Below are 20,183 nucleotides of genomic sequence, written 5' to 3'. Positions count from 1 at the left end.
ATGACATGAAAATTCAGATTTAATAACTTTTCCATCAAGGAAGCGCTTACTTTGGCGTGGCGCTTTTATTATCTCGATTTATCCTGACTTTGATTCAATTATTGATATACTATGGCCTTTTATCCGTATGGAGCTCAATAGACGGTAAGTCCGATCGATATCCCCGGTCAGGATGCGGTCTTCGGATAAAAAGGGCACTTCCTCTCTCAACGCTTCATAAAGCTGCCTGGTTCCCTCTCCCATCCTGAAGCCGGGAGGTCTTAATTGAACAGCCTGAGCGGCATGCAGCAGCTCTATTGCCAGAATATAATAAATGCGCTCGATAATCTCCCGGAGATTCCGGACGACCAGAGGCGCATTCGTGGCATGATCTTCTAGATCCCCGGCCAGCGAATAAAAGTCGGTGGATACCGGATTGATCAGATGGCGGATTTCCGCATCCAGAGAAGTGGCGGTTTTCTGCAGCGTGCAGAAGCCGATCACCTTCTGCTCATCAGGCGTCAGGAAGCGGGTCAGCCCCGTGAATCTTGGATCGCCCAGCTTAATGATCCGGTGGCAGGAACTCTTGGACAGATGATGCAGCGCGATCCCCAACATTTCAAAGCCAAGAATCCATACGACCGGATCAAAATTGGCATTGGATAAAATAAGACGTTCCTCAACAAGCAAGCAAGGGTTATCATCAGAGCTCGTCAGATGCAGCTCCAGTTGCTCCCGTGCATAACGGAGAGCATCCTCGGCCGCTCCATGAATTTGACAGGCATCCCTGAAGCTGAGCGGGTCCTGCAGCGAATCGGGAAGCGTTCCGTCCCATAGTTCGCTGCCCTTCAAGTATCGGGCAATCCGATCCCGGCTTCGAAGTTGACCGGGATAGGGCCGCACTTTGTGGACTGCTTCATGCAGCGGACTCACATTCCCGGTGACGGCTTCGAGAGACAGGGCATACACGAGGTCTGCAAGCTTAAGCAGCTTCTCGGCTTCCCCCAAGGCCAGCGCCCCGGTCCCGGCCGATAAAGCGTTGGAACTGACGATTGCAAGCCCATCCTTCGGGCCGAGTATAATCGGACTAAGCCCGGCTAGCTCCAGTGCTTCGGATGCTGCCATGCGGATGCCGCCATACTCGACCTCTCCTTCGCCGATCATGGCAAGGCCAATGTGGGAAATCGAGGTGATGTCGGCGGCACCGATCGAACCGCGAAGCGGAAGCAGAGGATGAATGCCGCGATTCAGAAAATCGGCATACCGTACGACAATTTCCGGTTGTAGTCCGGCATGCCCCTGCAGCAATCCGTTCAGACGGGTCAGCATGACCGCGCGGACTTCTTCCCGGGAAGCCAGCGGGCCGACGCCTGCGCTATGAGAATACAGCAGGTTCCGGTTAAAGCGCTCATACTGCCCGGGTTCGATCCTGCGATCCTTATTCCAGCCCACCCCGCGGTTCAAGCCGTACACCGGATGGCCCTGCTCTGCCAACTCAAAGACGAGCTGCCTGGCGTGATCCAGCCTGGCAAGCGACTCCTTGTCAATCTCTACCTTGCGGGCATGGCATGCTACTTCGATTACCTCGTCAATGCCCAGCGGGGCAAGGCCTAGTCTAATGACATCAAGCCCCGGCATAGGCTTTTCTCTTTCCTGAAGCGAAAGAATGCTTATACAGTTCAATCCCAAGGGCCTGTTCGACTTCCGGATAGACCGAAGGGTCCTTCACGCTGGAGCTGAGCGGAATCTTGGATTTATCGATTGAAAATACGGCAATTTCCTGTCCTTCGCGGAGGTCGCCGACACTGACCGGCTGGCCGGATCTCAGGGAAAGCGTCGTAATCACGTCCGGGAAGGTGGTCAGGCGTTTCCCTGCCTGATCCTCAACCGCCATATATTCATTCATGACATGGAGAGTCAGGGACCTTTTGGGGGATATTTGGACCTCGATCGTACCGATATCAAATGCGCCGCTATATGCCACGCGCTTATGCCTTACAGTTCCTCTTCCGAGGATCTTGCCTCCGGTATGCCCAGTGATCGCCGAGATGACAGCCTCGGAGCCAAGCGGTTCAGCGGCGAGAATAGCGTTGCCCAGCCCTATGGCAATCGAGATGCCTCCGATGGCGGCATGCTGCCGGACGTACTGCGCAGGAAGCGGATGCCTCGCGGCGGCAATAAATCCGCCTGCCATATCGGAGGCTGTGCGCAGGATATTTGACGTGCGTGCGGGAGTTCCCTTTACGATCAGCTCCAGGTAGCTCCCCTGCTCCGGCTTGCCCCCTGCTACAGCCTGCCACGTCTCGTAAGTGGTCGAGGAGGCCAATCCCAGGGAGCCCATCTTCCCGGTAGGATGCGCCCGGATATCGCCGGTCGCATCCACGACGACAAGTCCGAGCGCCGCAGCGGGCAACCAGCCGTTGATCGTGCTGGACATGCCGTTCTGCGGCGTCATGACGCCGGTAATTTTTCCGTCATAGTGGTCGATGATCAATTGAACTGCCTTGATATAGTCCTTGCCCAGCATTTGCCAGTCTCTTCCCGCAGGCGCACCGATGGCCGTGCAGGTTAGAATGACCGCATCATCGGGCAATTCCTCCAGCGAGGCCAGCTTCGGCCTGCCGACGGCAAGCGCAGCGCCGCCGATCTCCAGCCCATGATCAACCCATCCGCCGCCTCCGCTGGCGAACACGGAGCCTCCCTTCACGGCGGCGAGCACGTCTTCTCTTGTCAGTTCACGCACAGATTCTCCTCCTGTTCACTCTCCGTCACAATCCGGCGGATTCCCTTTTGCTTCACTTCATCCAGTGATTCTTCATACCCGGCATCCGCATATCTCAGAATACCCAGTCCTGTATCATTCAGCAGCGCGGTCTGAAGCCGAAGAGCGGCTGCCTCCGTTCCATCGGCCACAACGGTAGCCCCGGCGCTTGTCATATAGCCGGCGTAGCCTCCGCCTCCGGAATGAATGGCCACGAGATCGGCCATCGAGGAGCAGTTCAGCATCGCATTGAGCAGCGGCCAATCGGAGACGGCGTCACTTCCATCCTTCATGCGCTCCGTCATAATATTCGGATGCGTCATCGCTCCCGCATCCAAATGATCCCTTGTGAACGCAACCGGTCCGGCCAGTTTCCCCTCGCGCACCCATTCATTGACCAGCAGAGCCAGCCGGCTTCGCTCCCCGTGACCGAACCAGCCGATCCGCGCCGGAAGCCCTTCAACCGGAACATAGCGATTGGCAAGCCGGATCCAGTTAACGACGATCTCGTTATGACTGAACTCCTGCAGGATCAGCTCGTCGATCTTGGCGATATCTTCTCTGTCTCCGCTCAGTGCAACCCAACGAAATGGCCCGATGCCCCGAGCAAAGAGCGGCCGCAAAAATGCTTCCGTGAAAATATCGATGTTGAAGGCTTCTTCTACCCCGAACTTCTTTGCCTGTGTCCGGATGTTGTTGCCGTTGTCGAAGACGATGGCGCCACGCTCCAAGAAGCCGAGCATCGCCGTTACTTCCTTGGCTATCGACCGGCCGGACAGCTCCTCCAGCAGCTGCGGATTCCGCTGTCTGAGCTGCTCGGCGCTCTCCGGCGTGTAGCCTTCCGGAATATATCCGTACAACAGATCATGGGCCGAGGTCTGATCGGTGACGACGTCCGGAACAATCCCTTTAGCAAGCAGGAGAGGATAAATTTCTGCCGCATTCGCCACCAAGCCGACGGAAATGCTCTCCTTACGTTGCACGGCTTCATCGATCCATCCCAACGCTTCCGCTAAGTCGAACGTTTTCTTCTGGAGGTAACCGGCTTGAATTCGTTTGTCCACCCGCTCTTCCGATACTTCCACGCACAAAATCGCCGCATTCGCCATGGTTCCGGCCAGTGGCTGGGCCCCGCCCATGCCGCCAAGGCCAGCCGTAAGAACAAATCTTCCCTGCAGGCTGCCGTCAAAATAACGTCTTGCTATACTCTGAAAAATTTCATAAGTACCTTGAATAACCCCTTGGGAGCCGATATATTGCCAGGCCGCTGCAGTCAATCCTCCCCATATCAAAAGCCCTTTTTCCTGTAAATCATAAAAATGTTCTGCCGTCGCCCATCGGCCGACGAGGTTGCAGTTCGCCATCACGACCAGCGGCGCTGCGGCATGCGTACGAAACACGCCAATCGGCTTGCCGGACTGGATCACCAAGGTCTCTTCCTCCTCCAAATGGATCAAGGTCTCGACAATAGCGCGATAAGACGGCCAATCTCTTGCCGCTTTTCCAAGCGAAGCGTACACAATTAATTCCTGCTGATTTTCTCCGTTCTCAAGCACATTTTCCAGCATGCGGAGCAGCGCCTCCTGACGCCAGCCTTTGCAGCGCAAGACAGGACCCCTGGCTGCCGTTATTCTCGCCGTCATCCACATTCAACTCCCTTCTGCAGGTAAGGTGCTCTCCGTTTCATATACGGATGCTTTCCTTGTCCCGGGCCGCCGCAAACCGATTGGCAGGCTTCGCGAGCCCCAATTTGTCGCGGAAGTTTCCGGGCGTATATTCCGTTTTAAAAAGACCTCTGCGCTGCAACTCCGGTACAACCAGCTCGACGAAATCATGCAGGGCACCCGGGAGATGAGGAAAAGCAACATTGAAGCCGTCGGCGGCTTCCTTCGTAAACCATTCCTCAATGTAATCCGCGATTTGTTCCGGCGTGCCGCCGAAGACACGCTGATTGGCCGCCCGTTTGTAGAGCTGATGCAGGGTCAAATTCTCTTCCTGGATCCACTCCCGAATCTTCAGCAGATTGGTATGGCTCTGATTGAAGCCGTCGATTTCGGGAATGAAGGGCAGAGGCTGGTCCAGCGGATAACCCGAGACATCCCGCCCCAGATAGTGGGACAACAAATCGAGCCCCAGGGATTCCGGCGTCAGGTCCTCCACGATGGCGACACGCTCGGCTACCTCATCGGCCGTCCGGCCGATAACCGGGATGAGATAAGGCAGCACTTTCAATTCGTGCTCCGAGCGGCCGTATTTTCCGAGTCTCCCCTTCAAATCGCGATACAGGCGCTGCGCTTCCTCCAGCGAGCCGCCGGGAGCGAATACAAGCTCCGCCGTAGCTGCCGCGACCTCCTTCCCGGCTTCGGAAGCTCCGGCCTGGACCAATACGGGATGCCCTTGGGGAGGGCGCGTAATATTCAGAGGGCCATGAACATTGAAAAATTGCCCTTTATAGTCCAGGCTGTGCAGCTTCGATCTGTCGGCAAATTGCCCAGTTTGCTTGTTGAACAGAAGGGCATTCTCCTCCCAGCTATCCCACAACCCGCGGGTCACATCTACAAATTCTTTCGCTCGTTCATATCTGAGCTCATGCTGCAGGTGCCTATCTTTGCCAAAATTTCGGGCTTCCTCGTCCGTTTGCGAGGTTACGATATTCCACGCTGCCCGACCTTTACTGATATAATCCAAGGTTGCCAGCTTGCGGGCGATATGATAAGGCTCGTTATATGTCGTCGATACGGTAGCGGCAAGCGCGATATCTTTAGTCACGACGGACAAGGCAGACAACAGCGTAAACGGCTCGGGTCGAATGCTGTTCGCCTGGGCAACGCTGGATTCAAACCGGTCCCACACATACAGTTCATCCGCATAGAAGAACATGTCGAATCTCCCGCGTTCTGCAGTCTCCACGATGTTCCGGTAATAGTCGAAATCGAGCAGACGTTCAGCCTCCGAGACCGGATGCCTCCAACTGGAGATATGCTCTCCTGCCGGGAAGAACATCATCGCTCCCAATATCAATTGCCTGGCATTCCCTTTGCTCATTCAAGTTCACCTCTCCTTGCGCTCCGCGCTTATTGGATAAATCCTTCGGATTTCAGCCATTCCTTCGCCACATCAAGAGGCGGACGCCGATTCTGCTCCACTTCCAGGTTCAGGCGCTGGATCACCGCTTCATCGATCTTGCCGGCCAACGCATTAAGCGTCTTCTCCAGTTCTGGATATTCATTGAGCGTCTCTTCCCTCACAATCGGGAAGGCATCGTACGGCAAGAATACATGCTTGTCGTCCTCAAGCGTCACCAACTGATCATTCAGCAGCTTGCTGTCCGTGGAATAGGGCAGGAACACATCAATCAGCTTCTGCTCAGCCGCCTTATACTGAAGGGATACCTCCTGGATAGTCTTAATCTCCTTGAACTTCGGCTGATAGATTTCCTCTACATACGGCCAAGCATCGGGCCGGTTCAGAAATTCCTGGCTGCTCCCGAAGACAAGCTCCCCGGAATGCTCAGCCAATTGGGTCGCCGTCTTCAAGCCGTATTGGTCCGCGACCTCCTTACGTACCGTGAACACATACGTATTATTGAACCCGATCGGATCAAGGGCTATTAAATGATTATTCTCTTTCAGAAGCCGCACCGTCTTCTCATAGGCTGCTTCGGGGTCGAATTCCGGCTCTTGCTTCAAGATGTTCAGCAAGGCCGTGCCGGTATATTCCACATAAGCATCCACATCCCCCTGGCCGATTGCTTCCCAGAGCAATTTGTTGTCCAACGTTTTGACTTCCACCGCCAATTCGGTGTCATTCTCGATCAGCAGCTTGAGCGCATTCGCTAAAATATCGGATTCTGCAAATCCTTTGGTCGCAACGATGATCTTGCCTTGTTCAGCGGCTTTTGAGGTAGAGCAGCCAACCAGCCCCGCGAATGCTGTAATAAATACCGCAAATAATATGAATCCTCTTGCGAAAAGTCCTGACTTGCTTTGCATCCCCATTTTTCCCATCGTTCTCCTCCTCTTTCTTCTCCCAGCGGAAATTAAAATTTGTTCAGGTGCCTAAGCCCCTTCGGCGTCAGCAACCGGTTAATTCCAAGCAGTCCCAGATTTACGATGATCACCAGCAAGGAGACGGGAATCGCTCCCTCCAGAATGGTGATTGTATTAATCATCGATATTCCCCGGGTAATGATATCACCCAATCCGCCTGCCGCAATATATGTCGCTATAGTTGCCATACTTACTGTCTGAACTGCGACCAGCCTTACACCCGCCAGAATCACGCTTCGGGCAATCGGCAGTTGAATCATCCGCAAAATCTGGAGCCGGGTCATCCCCATTCCCGTCCCCGCTTCGATCAGTGCAGGATTGACCCCGTTAATACCTACGAACGTATTTTGCAGCATTGGCAGCAGTGCATATAAAGTGAGTGCGATGATTGCAGGCTTGGGACCGATCCCTACAAGCGGAATCATGAATCCAAAAAGAGCCAGGCTAGGAATCGTCTGAATGACGGAGACGGCAGTAATGATGCCATTCGCTATCCGTTTACGACCGGTAAGATAGATGCCAAGGGGGACTGCAATCAGGCAAGCAATCAGAACAGAGATGGCCGACAGATAGATGTGTTCCCCCGTTTTTTGTAATATTTGCTCCCAATCCGCGCTAAGCGTATCCCAGAACAAGCTCATACCATCCCTCCCGCCCTCTGCCTCAGTCCGTCATACCTTGCTTTGAAAGGGACGATTTCCGAGCGCTCAGGCCGCCCGAACCGTTCGTTTCCGAGAAACTCTGTCACAAAGTCATTCTCCGGAGATTGAAGCAGCTGTTCAGGACTCCCTTTCTGCACCACCGTCCCGTCTCGCATGAGAATGATTTGATCAGCAATTTTCAAGGCTTCATCAATGTCATGCGTGACGAAAATAATCGTCTTCTTCAACCGTTCATTCAGCTTGATCAATTCCCGCTGTAACTGAACCCTGCTGATCGGATCCAAAGCACTGAACGGTTCGTCCATTAAAATAATTGAAGGATCTGACGCCAGCGCCCTTGCAACCCCTACCCTTTGCTGCTGTCCGCCGCTCAATTCATGTGGATATCTGCGTCGATAGGAATCCGGCTCAAGTCCGATCAAATGAAGCAGTTCGGCTGCCTTCCGCAGCCTGACCCGTTTCTCTTCCCCCTTAAGCTTGGGAACTACGGCAATATTCTCCTCGATCGTCATATGCGGGAACAGGCCGATCTGTTGAATGACATAGCCGATATTTCTGCGAAGCAGTACGGGATCTACGCTGCCATTGGCCTTCCCCTCGACCCATACGCTGCCGCTGTCCGGCTCGATCAGACGGTTAATCATTTTAAGCAGCGTCGTTTTCCCGCAGCCGGATGGGCCGATAATCGTCACGATTTGTCCCTCGGGAACCGAAAGACAAAAATTGTCCAATACAGTCTCCGTTCCATATTTTTTAGTGACTTCTTTAAATTCAACGGCGGTTAACGACATGCTTCCCACTCCTTATAAGTAATCTTATTGAAAAAGTAAGAATAAAGGTAAAAAGAAAACCAAAAAGGCCCTGTTCTCCCTAATCGGAAAACAAGACCTCCATATAAATGGTCAGTCCAATTATTAAATTGTGATAACTTGTTACCGTGTAACAATAATATTATGGGTAATCTATTTTGTCAATCCTTAAATTACACTAAACTTATCGGAATTTACTGATATCTACAATATCGTCTTCCGGATTCCCTAATTTCCGGGACAGCCTCTCTGCCGAATCACAAACTTTTCTGACAAATCCGGCCTCCTGTCCGGCTTGACAGCGAAAATTAGGACCGCAGATCGCCAGGCTGGCGATGATCATCCCATGGGCATCCAGAATGGGAGCGGCAACGGCAAACACGTTGGAATCCACCTCTCCATTGGTAAAGCTGTAGCCTTGCAGCCGAATTTCATTCAATTCCTTCTGCAGTCTTTCACGCTCAAACGCGGAAGGAAGCATTTCCATTACGCTTTCTATCCGCTTATCATTCTCGAACGCCAGAATACTTTTGCCCGAGGCCCCTAAATGCAGCGGCAGCACTCGGCCATTCTCAATGGAGAACTGAATTAGCTGGCTGCTCTTCACACGCTGTATACAAATCGCTTGATTGCCGCTTCCCACAAACAAGACCGAGGTCTCCCCCGTCTCGTCCGTCAATTTCTCCATGATCGGCAGTGCGAACGTCAGCAGATCCCGATGAACCTGTTCATTCAAGCTGCGGGCCAAATCAAAAATACGCAATCCCAGGCCAATGCGGCTCTTGCCCCGCCGTTCTACGATTCCGCTTCGCTCCAGCGTCTGAAGGAACCGGTAGGTCGTGCTTTCCGGTATATTCACTTTTTGGGCAATCTCCCCAACCGTCAATGTTCCGTTCGCTTCCGATAAGGCAAATAAAATATCGATAGCGCGGCTTAAGGTCTGTGTACCATTCATTTTCTGCACGTATAGTGGGCTCCCCTGTTATGTAACTTTACAACTATCATAAATTAAAAATGACCTCCTGCATACAGGTCGGTCAACGATCCATTCAGGCTCAGATTCATTTGACGATTGGCAGCCACAGGTTATTGATCTCTCCGCACCTCGGACGCATCAAAAAAATCAAGGGCCGAACGATACCAAGCCGGCTCGGGCTGCTTCTCTCCGTCCACAAAAACCTCCACCTTCTCATTATAAAAGGATAACAGATTTTTGATTTTCGGAATTTCCGGAATTGGATCCAGGTAGCTCCATACCAGATTCTCATGCTTCCGATCCTCGAGAAGCACATGCCAATAGGAGGCGGTTCCTTTGTAAGGGCAGCTGGTATGCAAATCGGAAGTCTCCAGCAAATCAGCACTTACATCTTCTGGAGGCAAGTAATAGCGGACAGGAACGCCGGTTTCGAAGACAATGACAGGCCTGCGGCTTTCAGCAAGCTTATGTCCGTTCAAGATGATCTCAATATGTCTGGAGCTTTGAATGGCATCAACCCTCTTGTAAGGATCGCGGGGGTGCACAAAGATCTCCTCTTCTTCTTCCAGCCAGCGATCTACTTTATTCCAGTAAAAAGCATAGTAACCCTGAATCGCTTCGCTTCCGGACACGGTATCCGGATAGCTCCAGACAGCGTCCTCAACGGTTCTCTCACCGGCCTGCAAGTGGAAATAGACGGCATCTCCCTTCCTCGGGCAGTAACTGGCCGTCTCGGAACGAGTCAGCAAATCCGTTCTGACATCCTGCTCCGGAAAATAATACACCGGCAAGTGCCCGCGCTCGTGCAAGGTAATCACCGATTTGCTGTCCGCCACCGTAATTCCGTTAACAAGGACTCTCACCCATCTTGGGTTCAAGTCTGCTTTCAGTGCCAGGCCCGGCTTAGAAATCGTACAGACGGCTTCCGTCTTTGCTGCAGATTTCCCCATATCCTTCCCTCCTAAATATCATATTATGATAATTTGTTATCATAATATGAATGATAGCACAGGAAATTTCAACTCACAAGCATTAATTCATATTATTTATATTGGAATTATATAAATAAAAAAACCGGTTCTGCAGATTGCCTGCAGAACCGGTTTCCTAATGAAAAGACTGGATTATTTTTGGCCCAATCGGTATCCGCCATGGAATACCGGTCCGACATATTCATTGAATGCATAGCCTGCTCTAATTGCCGCCGTAACAAAATCCTTGGCTTTAGCAACCGCCTCTCTTACGGACAAGCCCTGAGCAAGTCCTCCTGTAACGCCTGCTGCAAATGTGCAGCCCGCACCATGGTTATGAGCTGGCTCAATCTTTTCTGTCTCAAATATGACAAATTCCGTGCCGTCATAGAACAGATCGATCGCTTTGTCGCCTTCTAGTGCCTTTCCGCCCTTAATGACAACATTCGCAGCGCCACGATCATGGATAAGCTTGGCGGCTTCCCTCATATCATCGAGATTAACCAGTTTTCCCTTGCCGGACAGCACGCCTGCTTCGAACAAGTTTGGCGTAACAACAGTAGCGAGTGGAAGCAACAAATCCCGGATTGCATCTGCACTCTCAGGGTTGAGTACTTCATCTTCCCCTTTGCATACCATTACCGGATCAATTACAACATTTTTTTGCTTGTTCTGTTCGATGCAGCTTTTAACGACTTCAATAATAGCTACACTGCCCAGCATTCCTGTCTTCATTGCGTCAACCGGACCTCCGGCAAACACGGTCTTAAGCTGCTCCGCTACCAGCGACGCCTCTACCGGATACACACTGTGGTGCCAACCACGGTCCGGATCCATGGTTACGATCGTCGTCAAGGCGCTGAAACCATAGGTGCCATACTCCTCGAACGTTTTCAGATCCGCCTGGATTCCTGCACCACCGCTGGAATCACTTCCGGCAATCGTTAAAGTTTTAACAATTTTAGTCATGGTCATGCTCCCCTTTGCATTTAGCGTAGCAAAAAGCTAAGCTTGATTCTGCAATCCATTGTAGCATTATTTTCAAAGAATTCACGAATTATTTTATCGTTTTTTTCAAATTGAATAGAGTCATAATCAGTTATATTAGATTGATACTCCCATGCAACCCAGTGGTTGCATCATCTTGAAAACAAGAATAAGCGCCCTCGCACAATACGTGAGGAGCGCTTGTTCTTTTATTAAGTTGAACTTATAGAAGGTACTCAGAAATCCGCGAACACCAGCGATCGTAAGAACAATTCACACGTTGCCCCCCAGAACGTAAAATTCAGTAGTTCAACTTATATAGTGAAAGAAAATATTCCGATTCTTTGGTTCAGTTTCTAGGCGAACATCATATGTTAAACAAGAGAAACGGAAAATGATGAGAAGGAGGTACTTCATTTGAGTCATCCCCAAGAACAGACGTGGGTTCCGTTCATTGGTCCCTTTGATCCCTGCCCTCCAATCCTATGCAAAACATATAGCACTCCGCCGCATTTGTTTATGACATTTCAGCCCCCTAATTTACCCCAGTTCAGCCCGGAGGAAGCATTGCGCCATGGCACGCTTTGGCCTGCGTTGTACAGTCCCTATGAATCCCGTTGGGGGAAAGGACGGTGAATCATGAATTCAACATCAAAGCCGCATTGTGATCCTGAATTTTATGAAATGCTGGAGAAGCTGCAGGCGCTGGATTTTGCGTTAGTGGAGTTGAATCTCTACCTGGATACTCATCCGGACGATTTGGCCGCGATACAGCAGTTCAACCAGTTGACGCAGGAGCGGACGATTTTGGCTAATCAATTTCAGGTGCTGTACGGGCCTTTGCAAAATTTCGGCCGCGCCTATTCCAAATTCCCGTGGGAATGGTCGAAGGTCCCGTGGCCATGGCAGGTCTAGTCCTCGCGGCAATGCGGGAATCGCCATGCTGATCATCAGCCCAAAGGAGGTAATGAATAAGCGATGTGGGTGTATGAGAAAAAATTGCAGTACCCGGTCCGCGTAGCCAAATGCGATATTCGCATGGCCAAGTATCTGGCCGAGCAATACGGAGGGGCTGATGGGGAACTGTCGGCGGCCCTGAGATACTTGAATCAGAGGTATACGATACCGGATAAAGTGATAGGACTCCTTAATGACATTGGCACGGAGGAATTTGCCCATCTCGAGATGATTGCCACGATGATCTACAAGCTCACGAAGGATGCCACTGTAGAAGAACTCGATGCAGCAGGCATGGGGGCTTACTATGTCAGTCATGACAGGGCGTTATTTTATCAGAATGCAGGCGGTGTTCCCTGGACAGCAACGTATATCCAAGCTAAGGGCGATCCGATCGCCGACCTGTATGAAGATATTGCGGCGGAAGAGAAAGCGCGGGCTACATACCAGTGGCTAATTGATATGACCGATGATGTCGACTTACAGGACAGCCTGAAATTCCTGCGGGAGCGGGAAATTGTTCATTCGCTTCGTTTCCGTGAAGCCGTAGAGATATTGAAGGATAATCGGGACCAAAAGAAATTTTTCTAAAAATGCGAGTTCAAAAAGTCAACTTTTCAGCACCAAGAAGGTTGCGAGAATCCGAAGAAGGAGGAACGGAATGTAGGCAGACCCTACATGAGTACCGGACTTCGAGGGTGAACGCAAGATTCGACGTCGAATGATCCTCTTGAAACACTTCGTGATCAAAAGGTGACTTTTTAAACAACCTCTAGAAGTAGGAGATATGATATGGCCAAAAATAAACGCGGAAAATCATTATGGACGCTTCCTTCCAGAGGCCGCGGCACCTGCCCGGTATGCGGAAGCACGCGAATTAAGCTGCTGTACACGAAGACAACCAGCTCCGGCCAGCCCTTGAAGGTGTGCAAGAAATGCTTCAATGCCGCACAAGCGCGTATTGATGCGGCGCAAAATCGTGGTGTGAATCCTTGAACTAATGAACGTACCCGGGAGCAACGTGTGGAGTGTTCTACGATCGCTGTTGTTCGCGGATTTCTCTGATTAAGCTAAGCTATCAAAGGGGAGAAATCCACTCTCAAAGGCGAACGCTTTCGAGCTTATGCTCCCGAAGCAGCTTTCTTGCAGAAAGCTTTCACTTCAGCACACTTCACACTTATGCCTTTTCTGCGTAGCTTTTATAGTTCAAATTATTATAGCAATAACAGAAGCAAGCCTTCGGCCTGTTACATGCCGAAGGCTTGCTTCTGTTATTGCTCATCTAATGAAGATTGTCCGGACTCTTCGTCCGCTCGATTCTTCGTAATTATTACCCGGGTAATCCGAAGGCGTCCCGCCTCCGCAACTTCCAATGTCACATCATCGATGGTCTTCTTCTTGCCTTTTACAGGCGTTCCGTCCAACTCTTTGAACAGCCAGCCGCCAATCGAATCCACTTCATGATCTTCTATCGATATATCGGCCAGCACATTCACATCCGACAGGAGCATTCTCCCATCGACCGAATAGATCCCCTCCCCGATCACTTCTACCTCTTCACGTTCATCATCGAACTCATCGTAGAGATTGCCGACAATTTCTTCGAGAATAACCTCGACAGTAAGAAGGCCTGCCGTTCCCCCATATTCGTCTACGACAACCGTTACTTGAGAATGCTTCTTCTGCATCAGGCGAAGGACTTGGCTAACTTCCATGGACTCCGGTACATTCAGAATGGGCCTGACAATATCCGCCAGATTCAGGGGCCTTCCGCTTTCCGGAAGCAGAAGGTCCGTGATATGGACGAACCCGATAATCTGATCCTTGTCCTCTACTGCGACCGGATAGCGAGAATGCTTGGTATCCGATACGATCTTCAGGTTCTCTTCCCAGGTCAGGTTCGTATACAGGCAGTCCATATCTGTTCGGGGCAGCATAACCTCTCGGGCAAGCATATCCGAGAAATCAAATATGTTACCCATCAGCTTCATTTCTTCTTGATCGATCACGCCGCTTCGAGCGCTCTGGTCCATCAAAATCCGAATTTCTTCTTCGGAGTGCGCAGCTTCTCCTTCGCCGGCCGGTTGAACCCCGATTAATCGCAGAATCCCATTGGCGGCTGAATTAAGCAACCAGATAACCGGGAGAAACAGCTTATAGAAATAAAGCAACGGAGCGGATAGCCACAAAGAAGTCGTCTCCGATTTTTGGATTGCCAAGGATTTTGGAGCAAGCTCACCAATTACAATATGTAGAAAAGTGATGATAGCAAAGCCCAGCGCAACCGATACCGTAGAGATCAATGTTGGATCAGTTACACCAAATTGATGTAATAACGGCTCAATCAGCAGCTCTGAAATAGCAGGCTCGCCGACCCAGCCAAGTCCTAATGAAGCCAGAGTAATACCAAGCTGGGTGGCCGACAGATAGGCATCCAGCTTCTTATTGACCCGCAGAGCATATACCGCCCTGCGATTCCCCTCTGTCACCAGCTGCGTCAGCCGGGACTGACGCACCTTGACAAGGGAGAACTCGGCAGCTACAAAAAAACCATTTAGCATAACCAGAACAAAAACGATCAGCAGGTTGAGGAATAGTCTCCCCAGCTCGAAATCTGCATGAGCATTGGCTATGGCATATTGCATATTGAAGAGGACCTCTTTTCTATAGAGTTATCGCCTTGCGCGTCTTGAAGTCTACATTGTTGTAGTACATATCTGCAACCAGAAGATTCGGTCCGCAGCAGCTGGCTGCTTCGCAATAGCAATTGACCCGTTGATTCAGCGGATGCTTGTCAAGCCAGTCATCGAAGATATCATCCAGCCGGCGCTCCTTTATGTTCCCAAAGGAAGGAATCGCTGCAAAATCTGTAACAAAGACATCCCCCGTAAACATGTTCACGTTGACGCGATTGCGTCCATCGGGATCATTACGAACCGTGACATTCTTCTCCGTCCGGAGCCTTCTTAGCAGTTCAGCATCGGACGAGTGGTCATTGCAGGCGAAGAAAGGCAAGGTGCCAAACAGCATCCACAGCTCCGGATCTCTTGCGTCCAGCAGATCCGAAATTGCGCATCGGATTTCATCGAGGCTGAGCTTTGGCAGATTCTCCGCAAAATCAGCAGCATACATAGGATGCACCTCATGCCGTTGACATCCCATCTCAACAATGAGCCGATGAATCTCCGGAAGCTTGCGATGGGTACGATAATTGATCATCGACTCCGCCGAGATGAACATTCCGGCTTCACTTAGCTTGCGCGTATTATCAATCATCTTATTATACATTTTATAGGCGACATCTTCATTTACAGGGTGAGGGTTTCGGGCAAAACCCACCTCATGAAAATCAAGGGCACTCGTGTAATTGAATGAAATATGCATAACATCCAGATAGGGCAGGAGCGGCTCATATCGCTCATAATCCAGCGTCAGGTTTGAATTCATTTGTGAGCGTATTCCCTTGGACTTGGCATATTTCAGAAGCGGGACAATAACCTCTTCTACGGTTTTCCGGCGGAAGGAAGGCTCCCCTCCCGTAATGCTGATTGTCTGCAAATGTTCTACCTGATCAAGCGCATTCAGCATCAGCTCCAATGGAATATGCTCCGGTTCTTTAAACACCAGACTGTCTCCAACCGCACAATGCTCACAGCGCATATTACACAGATTGGTGACGGTCATCTCTACACTTGTAAGCTTGTGTCTGCCAAAGGCTCTTAATGAATGGATCGGATCCCAAGGATCTTTACCGGGACCGATTGCAGAATCAACGGCTGCCAATCCTGCGTATCGATTCATATTCATGTTGTATTCTCCTCCATTACCCCAATAGTTCATTCTCTAAAAAAGAAGAAACGCACCATAGAGAGTGCGAATCCGTCGGCATAAAAGCTATGGCTCTATTTTGTCAACTTCCTTAATGATTGTCGTCATACTTTCCAGCAAGTCCAAATCATATGGAGCCTTGAGCTCTACTCCGTCCGCATCTTTCAGGATCCTAACAACAGGCCGGCTCGGAACCTCATTATGAATTTTGACCACCACTCCCGTCTCTCCCGTGTTCAGAGTTACGGTAATTCCAAGAGGATAGATGGCCACATGATTCCGGAAAAGCTCCAGCTTCGATTTTTCGAATAAAGTACCGCAGCCTGTATACAACACTTCGAGCGCTTCATGCGGAAGCATTGCAGAACGGTATACCCGATGCGTAGTCATGGCGTCATAGGTATCTGTAATGGCAATTAATCGGGAAAAGTCTGAAATTTCGTCGCCTTTCAGCCCTCGCGGATAACCGCTTCCGTTCATTCTCTCATGATGCTGATATGCACAATGCGCAGATTTAAGAGAAATTCCGGGCTCATCCTTGAGTATCTTGTATCCCAGTTCCGGGTGCTTCTTGATCTCATTAAACTCTTCATCTGTCAGGGCAGAGGTTTTATTCAATATGGACAGAGGGATCTTTGTCTTCCCGATATCATGAAGCAAAGCGCCTAGCCCGAGCAGGGTAAGTTCATCCTTGTTGTAGCCCTGCATAAGTCCAAGCATTAATGAATAGATACAGACATTCAAGGAATGCCGGAACAGATAATGATCCATGCTGTTGATGTTCATCATCATAATCATGGTATCTTCACGGCCACGCAGATCATCCATGACAGTTTCGACCAAACCGGTAAAGGTTTTACCCAAATAAGGGTAGACGACCCCTTTGACAGAAGGCTCCGAGAGCTTACGGAAGGTATCGCGAATATCCTGCAGAGCTTTGCGCCGTGTACTCTCCTCGATCATGTCTTCAACGACAACATCATCGGTTCGAGGATCGGAGATATACACATAGTCCAATCCGTGCAACTGCATTCGGCGTATAACTGCATCATTCAGCTCCGCATTTTCCGAGAGTAGGATAATTCCTTCTTCATTATATATCTTCTTCCCCAAGCGCATACCGGGTTGTAATGAACTGACTGGTAACAAGCGCAACTAAAACCACTTCCGTCTCTCCAAAATTACAAAATGTAAAAATAAAAATTCGATTAATTATACAATACATCATCCTGTATTAAAATAAAATCCGACGAACTTATTTATTTTCCGAGCGGTATCCACCGATTTAATCGACATTGTTCGATGGCACCTGGGACCTGAAGCTCATGTCTAAGCAAATCCCGAAGGAAATCGGGAAGCATATACACGATGTCTTTACCCGTTTTAATTCGCTCGTAACCATTGCCGAAGGTAAACATGCTCAGGGTTCCTACGGAATAGGTCCGCTCCTGCTGAAGAGGAACACCCTGGATGCTTGCCTGAATGATCCGCTGATAAGGCTCCCGGGACGGATCGTATAAAATCTCCATCCCATCAACGCAAATTCCTCCCAGTACTTTTCCGCGAAAACCAAAGCCCGTAATGGCTCGTCCCGTCCACTCCGGCAACAGCGACTGCTCTAACGTGTACATAATATCCTCACCGGTAAGGAGCAGGCGGCAGGGATTAATCGGAGAGGGACACAATTGGTGCAGCATTCCCCAAGTAATCTCACCCTGAGGCAATTCTCCCAGCAGCTGTCCGCTATTAACCAGCGAGATTTCCGTGTCGGTATGTCTTCTGACCGCCTGGGCAAGGAAATTAGCAAACGGGGATTCCGACTCATAGTTCTTATCCAGTTCAAGCTTTCTATCCGTATACGCAATCTCAGCATTCATCCGTTCATTTGCTGCTTCTCTATGAATTTCAAGTGCCTGCCTGATAGCTGGACTTCCGGCTCCCTCTGCTACGGGGATACAACGTCCTTCGGCCACGATAGGTTTGCCGGTAATCTTGTCCCGGGTAATCGTCATGAGCCCAAGGTACTGTCCGTACTTCCCCGCGGCAGAAATCGTCGTATCCCCGATAACGAGCGGGACTTCGAGCAAATGATGGGTATGTCCGCCAAGAATCAAATCGATCCCCGGAATCTTCGCCGCCATTTCTTCATCCACTTGCAGCCCCAGATGGGACATCACGATGACAAGGTCCACTTCACTTCGCATTTTCCTTACTTCGGCAGCAATCGCTGCAATGGGATCCATGGCTTCAATGCCAAGCAGATTATAGAGAAGCGGGTAGGCTGCCGTTGCTCCGATAAGACCGATCTTCATTCCTCCGCGTTCAATAATAAGCCGTTCGTTCATCCAGGAAGGAGGCTCACCAGTAGCATGCTCCCGGAAATTACCGCATACAACGGGGCAGATCAGACCGGAATAGGCCTGTTGAAGCATTTCCAAGGTAAACGTTAATCCTTCATTATTACCAATCGTAATGGCGTCATAGCCCGTTAAGTTGAGCATGTCTACATTGGCTTGGCCCAACGTCCCTTCCGTTTCCACCGCTGCCCTGTCCATATGATCCCCTATATCTAGCAACAGCAATGAAGAACCGTATTGCTCCCGCAGCTGGTCCACCATTTCAGCAATTCGTTCCATCGCCGGGAAGTGACTGTGAATGTCATTCGTATAAGCGATATGTAATGTATCCTGCTCTGACTCCTCCAGCATGAATACTCCTCCTTGTTGTCGCAAAAAACATATTTTGTAGTAATGCCGATACAGAATACTACAAATATTATATACCTCAGACTTAAAAAATGTCTTTTGTATAATTTATTTTATAGACTTTTCGGCCATCATCAATTATGTAAGCGATTCCTTTCAGAAGAACATTTCATTGAAAATCCAGAAACTCCCTGTTATGATAAAGAAAATTGGAAAGTATGAGGTGTCATCTTCCTTGCGAGTTCATATCATGGATATCCAACCCGGCGATCAGCTTGAAGCTGACGTTTTCAATCATTTCGGCGTCCTGATCCTGCAGAAAGATCAGGAATTATCCAGTTCCGCCATCGTGAAACTGATGCAGCATGGTATTGATTATATTGATATCCAGCCGCATGCAGTGAATGTTCAAGTTCCGAAGGCCGAATTACTTCCGCCTCAGGTTCAAAAAATGAAAGCGTTTTTCGACAGCGCCGTTGACAGCTTTGAATCATTGTTTGAAGATGTCATTACCAAAGGGACGTTCGATAAGGAGCAGGTGGATCAAACCTTCGACCCTATCGTTAATCAATTGGCTGCACAGAAGGATGTTGTCTCACTCTTGCTGCTATTGAATGACAACAACGACAACTATACATACAATCATTCGCTTCAGGTTGGAATGCTCTCTTATTATATAGCCACTTGGCTAGGTTATCCCCAAGAAGATGCTTACCTGGCAGGTAAAGCCGGTTATTTGATCGATATCGGGAAATGCAAAATCCCGCAAGACATTTTACATAAGCCCGGCAAGCTTACTCCAGAGGAATTTGAAGAGATTAAACGTCACACTACCTACGGTCATGAGATCATCCTGAACTCTACAGGGGACGAGCTCTCGGCGCTCATCGCCTTGCAGCATCATGAACGGGATGACGGCACAGGCTATCCTAAAGGGCTTCACGGAAGTCAGATTCACCCATTCGCTAAGATCGCCGCGGTCGCGGACGTATATTCAGCAATGACCTCCAACCGGATATATCAATCCAAGAAAGAGCTGTTAACGGTTCTAAGAGAGCTTAACGAACTCAGCTTCGGCAAGCTAAGCCCGGAACCGACTCAAGCACTCATTAATCATCTCATACCGAATTTTATCGGCAAGAAAGTATTGCTCAGCTCCGGCGAGGTTGGATCGATTGTAATGACCAATCAATCAGACTTCTTCCGGCCGCTGGTTAAAGCCGATACCCGGTTCATTGATCTCTCGAAGATGAGAGATATCGTGATTACCGAGGTGTATCTGTAATTCTTATTATAAAAACGTGTCCCCCGCTTATCTCAACTGTCGAGTTAAGTGGAGGACACGTTTTTTATTGTTATCGGATGGCGCTTGGGGATTAACCGATACTGCCTTCCATTTCGAATTTGATCAATCTATTCATTTCGACCGCATACTCCATTGGCAGCTCTTTCGTGAACGGCTCGATGAAGCCCATGACGATCATCTGTGTTGCTTCCGC

The 20,183-nt window shown here is 50.0% G+C and carries 20 protein-coding genes; 5 read left to right on the top strand and 15 right to left on the bottom strand.

What is annotated here, in order from left to right:
• Positions 1 to 78: 78 nt before the first annotated feature.
• From KQJ23_RS18955 to thiD, 10 genes are all read right to left on the bottom strand, one after another.
• Positions 79 to 1,617 carry an HAL/PAL/TAL family ammonia-lyase gene (locus KQJ23_RS18955; RefSeq protein WP_216480474.1) on the bottom strand — a complete coding sequence of 513 codons (1,539 nt, stop codon included), beginning with the start codon at positions 1,615 to 1,617 and terminating at the stop codon, positions 79 to 81.
• On the bottom strand, positions 1,604 to 2,722 hold the full coding sequence (gene ertC / locus KQJ23_RS18950) for a thiohydantoin desulfurase (RefSeq protein WP_216480473.1): 1,119 nt from the start codon (positions 2,720 to 2,722) through the stop codon (positions 1,604 to 1,606). The genes KQJ23_RS18955 and ertC overlap by 14 nt, the downstream gene beginning before the upstream one ends.
• Positions 2,710 to 4,383, bottom strand: coding sequence for a thiourocanate hydratase (gene ertB / locus KQJ23_RS18945; RefSeq protein ID WP_249529911.1), 1,674 nt, complete (start codon positions 4,381 to 4,383; stop codon positions 2,710 to 2,712). The genes ertC and ertB overlap by 13 nt, the downstream gene beginning before the upstream one ends.
• Positions 4,384 to 4,423: 40 nt before the next feature.
• Positions 4,424 to 5,785, bottom strand: a complete 1,362-nt coding sequence (locus KQJ23_RS18940; protein ID WP_216480471.1) for an LLM class flavin-dependent oxidoreductase — start codon at positions 5,783 to 5,785, stop codon at positions 4,424 to 4,426.
• A gap of 29 nt (positions 5,786 to 5,814) precedes the next feature.
• Positions 5,815 to 6,747, bottom strand: a complete 933-nt coding sequence (locus KQJ23_RS18935; RefSeq protein WP_212944234.1) for an ABC transporter substrate-binding protein — start codon at positions 6,745 to 6,747, stop codon at positions 5,815 to 5,817.
• A gap of 32 nt (positions 6,748 to 6,779) precedes the next feature.
• The gene (locus KQJ23_RS18930; RefSeq protein ID WP_212944235.1) at positions 6,780 to 7,430 is read right to left on the bottom strand and encodes an ABC transporter permease; all 651 of its coding nucleotides are present in this window, start codon (positions 7,428 to 7,430) and stop codon (positions 6,780 to 6,782) included.
• Positions 7,427 to 8,242 carry an ABC transporter ATP-binding protein gene (locus tag KQJ23_RS18925; RefSeq protein ID WP_212944237.1) on the bottom strand — a complete coding sequence of 272 codons (816 nt, stop codon included), beginning with the start codon at positions 8,240 to 8,242 and terminating at the stop codon, positions 7,427 to 7,429. Before KQJ23_RS18925 ends, KQJ23_RS18930 begins: the two co-directional genes overlap by 4 nt.
• Before the next feature lie 202 nt (positions 8,243 to 8,444).
• Entirely contained in the window at positions 8,445 to 9,215 is a 771-nt protein-coding gene (locus KQJ23_RS18920) for an IclR family transcriptional regulator (RefSeq protein ID WP_216480529.1), read from the bottom strand.
• A gap of 131 nt (positions 9,216 to 9,346) precedes the next feature.
• Positions 9,347 to 10,186 carry a DUF427 domain-containing protein gene (locus KQJ23_RS18915; RefSeq protein ID WP_212944239.1) on the bottom strand — a complete coding sequence of 280 codons (840 nt, stop codon included), beginning with the start codon at positions 10,184 to 10,186 and terminating at the stop codon, positions 9,347 to 9,349.
• Positions 10,187 to 10,360: 174 nt separating this feature from the next.
• The gene (gene thiD, locus KQJ23_RS18910) at positions 10,361 to 11,176 is read right to left on the bottom strand and encodes a bifunctional hydroxymethylpyrimidine kinase/phosphomethylpyrimidine kinase (RefSeq protein WP_212944240.1); all 816 of its coding nucleotides are present in this window, start codon (positions 11,174 to 11,176) and stop codon (positions 10,361 to 10,363) included.
• A gap of 435 nt (positions 11,177 to 11,611) precedes the next feature.
• Here thiD and KQJ23_RS18905 point away from each other — a divergent pair, with 435 nt between their 5' ends.
• The 4 genes from KQJ23_RS18905 to KQJ23_RS18890 all read left to right on the top strand — a co-directional run bounded on the left by KQJ23_RS18905 (position 11,612) and on the right by KQJ23_RS18890 (position 13,147).
• On the top strand, positions 11,612 to 11,830 hold the full coding sequence (locus KQJ23_RS18905; RefSeq protein ID WP_212940922.1) for a spore coat associated protein CotJA: 219 nt from the start codon (positions 11,612 to 11,614) through the stop codon (positions 11,828 to 11,830).
• A gap of 3 nt (positions 11,831 to 11,833) precedes the next feature.
• Positions 11,834 to 12,109, top strand: coding sequence for a spore coat protein CotJB (locus KQJ23_RS18900; RefSeq protein ID WP_044477691.1), 276 nt, complete (start codon positions 11,834 to 11,836; stop codon positions 12,107 to 12,109).
• 63 nt (positions 12,110 to 12,172) lie between these two features.
• The gene (locus KQJ23_RS18895) at positions 12,173 to 12,742 is read left to right on the top strand and encodes a manganese catalase family protein (RefSeq protein ID WP_212940921.1); all 570 of its coding nucleotides are present in this window, start codon (positions 12,173 to 12,175) and stop codon (positions 12,740 to 12,742) included.
• Positions 12,743 to 12,943: 201 nt separating this feature from the next.
• Complete coding sequence (locus tag KQJ23_RS18890) at positions 12,944 to 13,147, top strand: hypothetical protein (RefSeq protein ID WP_212940919.1); 204 nt, start codon at positions 12,944 to 12,946, stop codon at positions 13,145 to 13,147.
• Between the two features lie 275 nt (positions 13,148 to 13,422).
• Here KQJ23_RS18890 and KQJ23_RS18885 read toward each other — a convergent pair whose 3' ends face one another.
• The 4 genes from KQJ23_RS18885 to KQJ23_RS18870 form a co-directional block, all read right to left on the bottom strand.
• Positions 13,423 to 14,796, bottom strand: coding sequence for a hemolysin family protein (locus KQJ23_RS18885; protein ID WP_216480470.1), 1,374 nt, complete (start codon positions 14,794 to 14,796; stop codon positions 13,423 to 13,425).
• A gap of 19 nt (positions 14,797 to 14,815) precedes the next feature.
• On the bottom strand, positions 14,816 to 15,952 hold the full coding sequence (gene yfkAB, locus KQJ23_RS18880; protein ID WP_216480528.1) for a radical SAM/CxCxxxxC motif protein YfkAB: 1,137 nt from the start codon (positions 15,950 to 15,952) through the stop codon (positions 14,816 to 14,818).
• 93 nt (positions 15,953 to 16,045) lie between these two features.
• Entirely contained in the window at positions 16,046 to 17,134 is a 1,089-nt protein-coding gene (locus tag KQJ23_RS18875; protein ID WP_216480469.1) for an HD-GYP domain-containing protein, read from the bottom strand.
• Between the two features lie 104 nt (positions 17,135 to 17,238).
• Complete coding sequence (locus KQJ23_RS18870) at positions 17,239 to 18,684, bottom strand: bifunctional metallophosphatase/5'-nucleotidase (protein WP_430522319.1); 1,446 nt, start codon at positions 18,682 to 18,684, stop codon at positions 17,239 to 17,241.
• Positions 18,685 to 18,919: 235 nt separating this feature from the next.
• Here KQJ23_RS18870 and KQJ23_RS18865 point away from each other — a divergent pair, with 235 nt between their 5' ends.
• Positions 18,920 to 19,969 (top strand): HD-GYP domain-containing protein, encoded by a 1,050-nt coding sequence (locus tag KQJ23_RS18865; RefSeq protein WP_216480527.1) that lies wholly within the window; start codon positions 18,920 to 18,922, stop codon positions 19,967 to 19,969.
• 91 nt (positions 19,970 to 20,060) lie between these two features.
• On the opposite strand, the gene KQJ23_RS23840 is transcribed toward KQJ23_RS18865, so the two are convergent.
• The coding region (locus tag KQJ23_RS23840; protein WP_249529801.1) for a hypothetical protein at positions 20,061 to 20,183 on the bottom strand (123 nt) is incomplete at its 5' end.

This window comes from Paenibacillus brevis, assembly GCF_018919145.1.
Classification (GTDB): Bacteria; Bacillota; Bacilli; order Paenibacillales; family Paenibacillaceae; genus Fontibacillus; species Fontibacillus brevis.
Note: the sequence above shows the minus strand (reverse complement) of the source record. Positions and strands in the feature narration are given on the sequence as shown.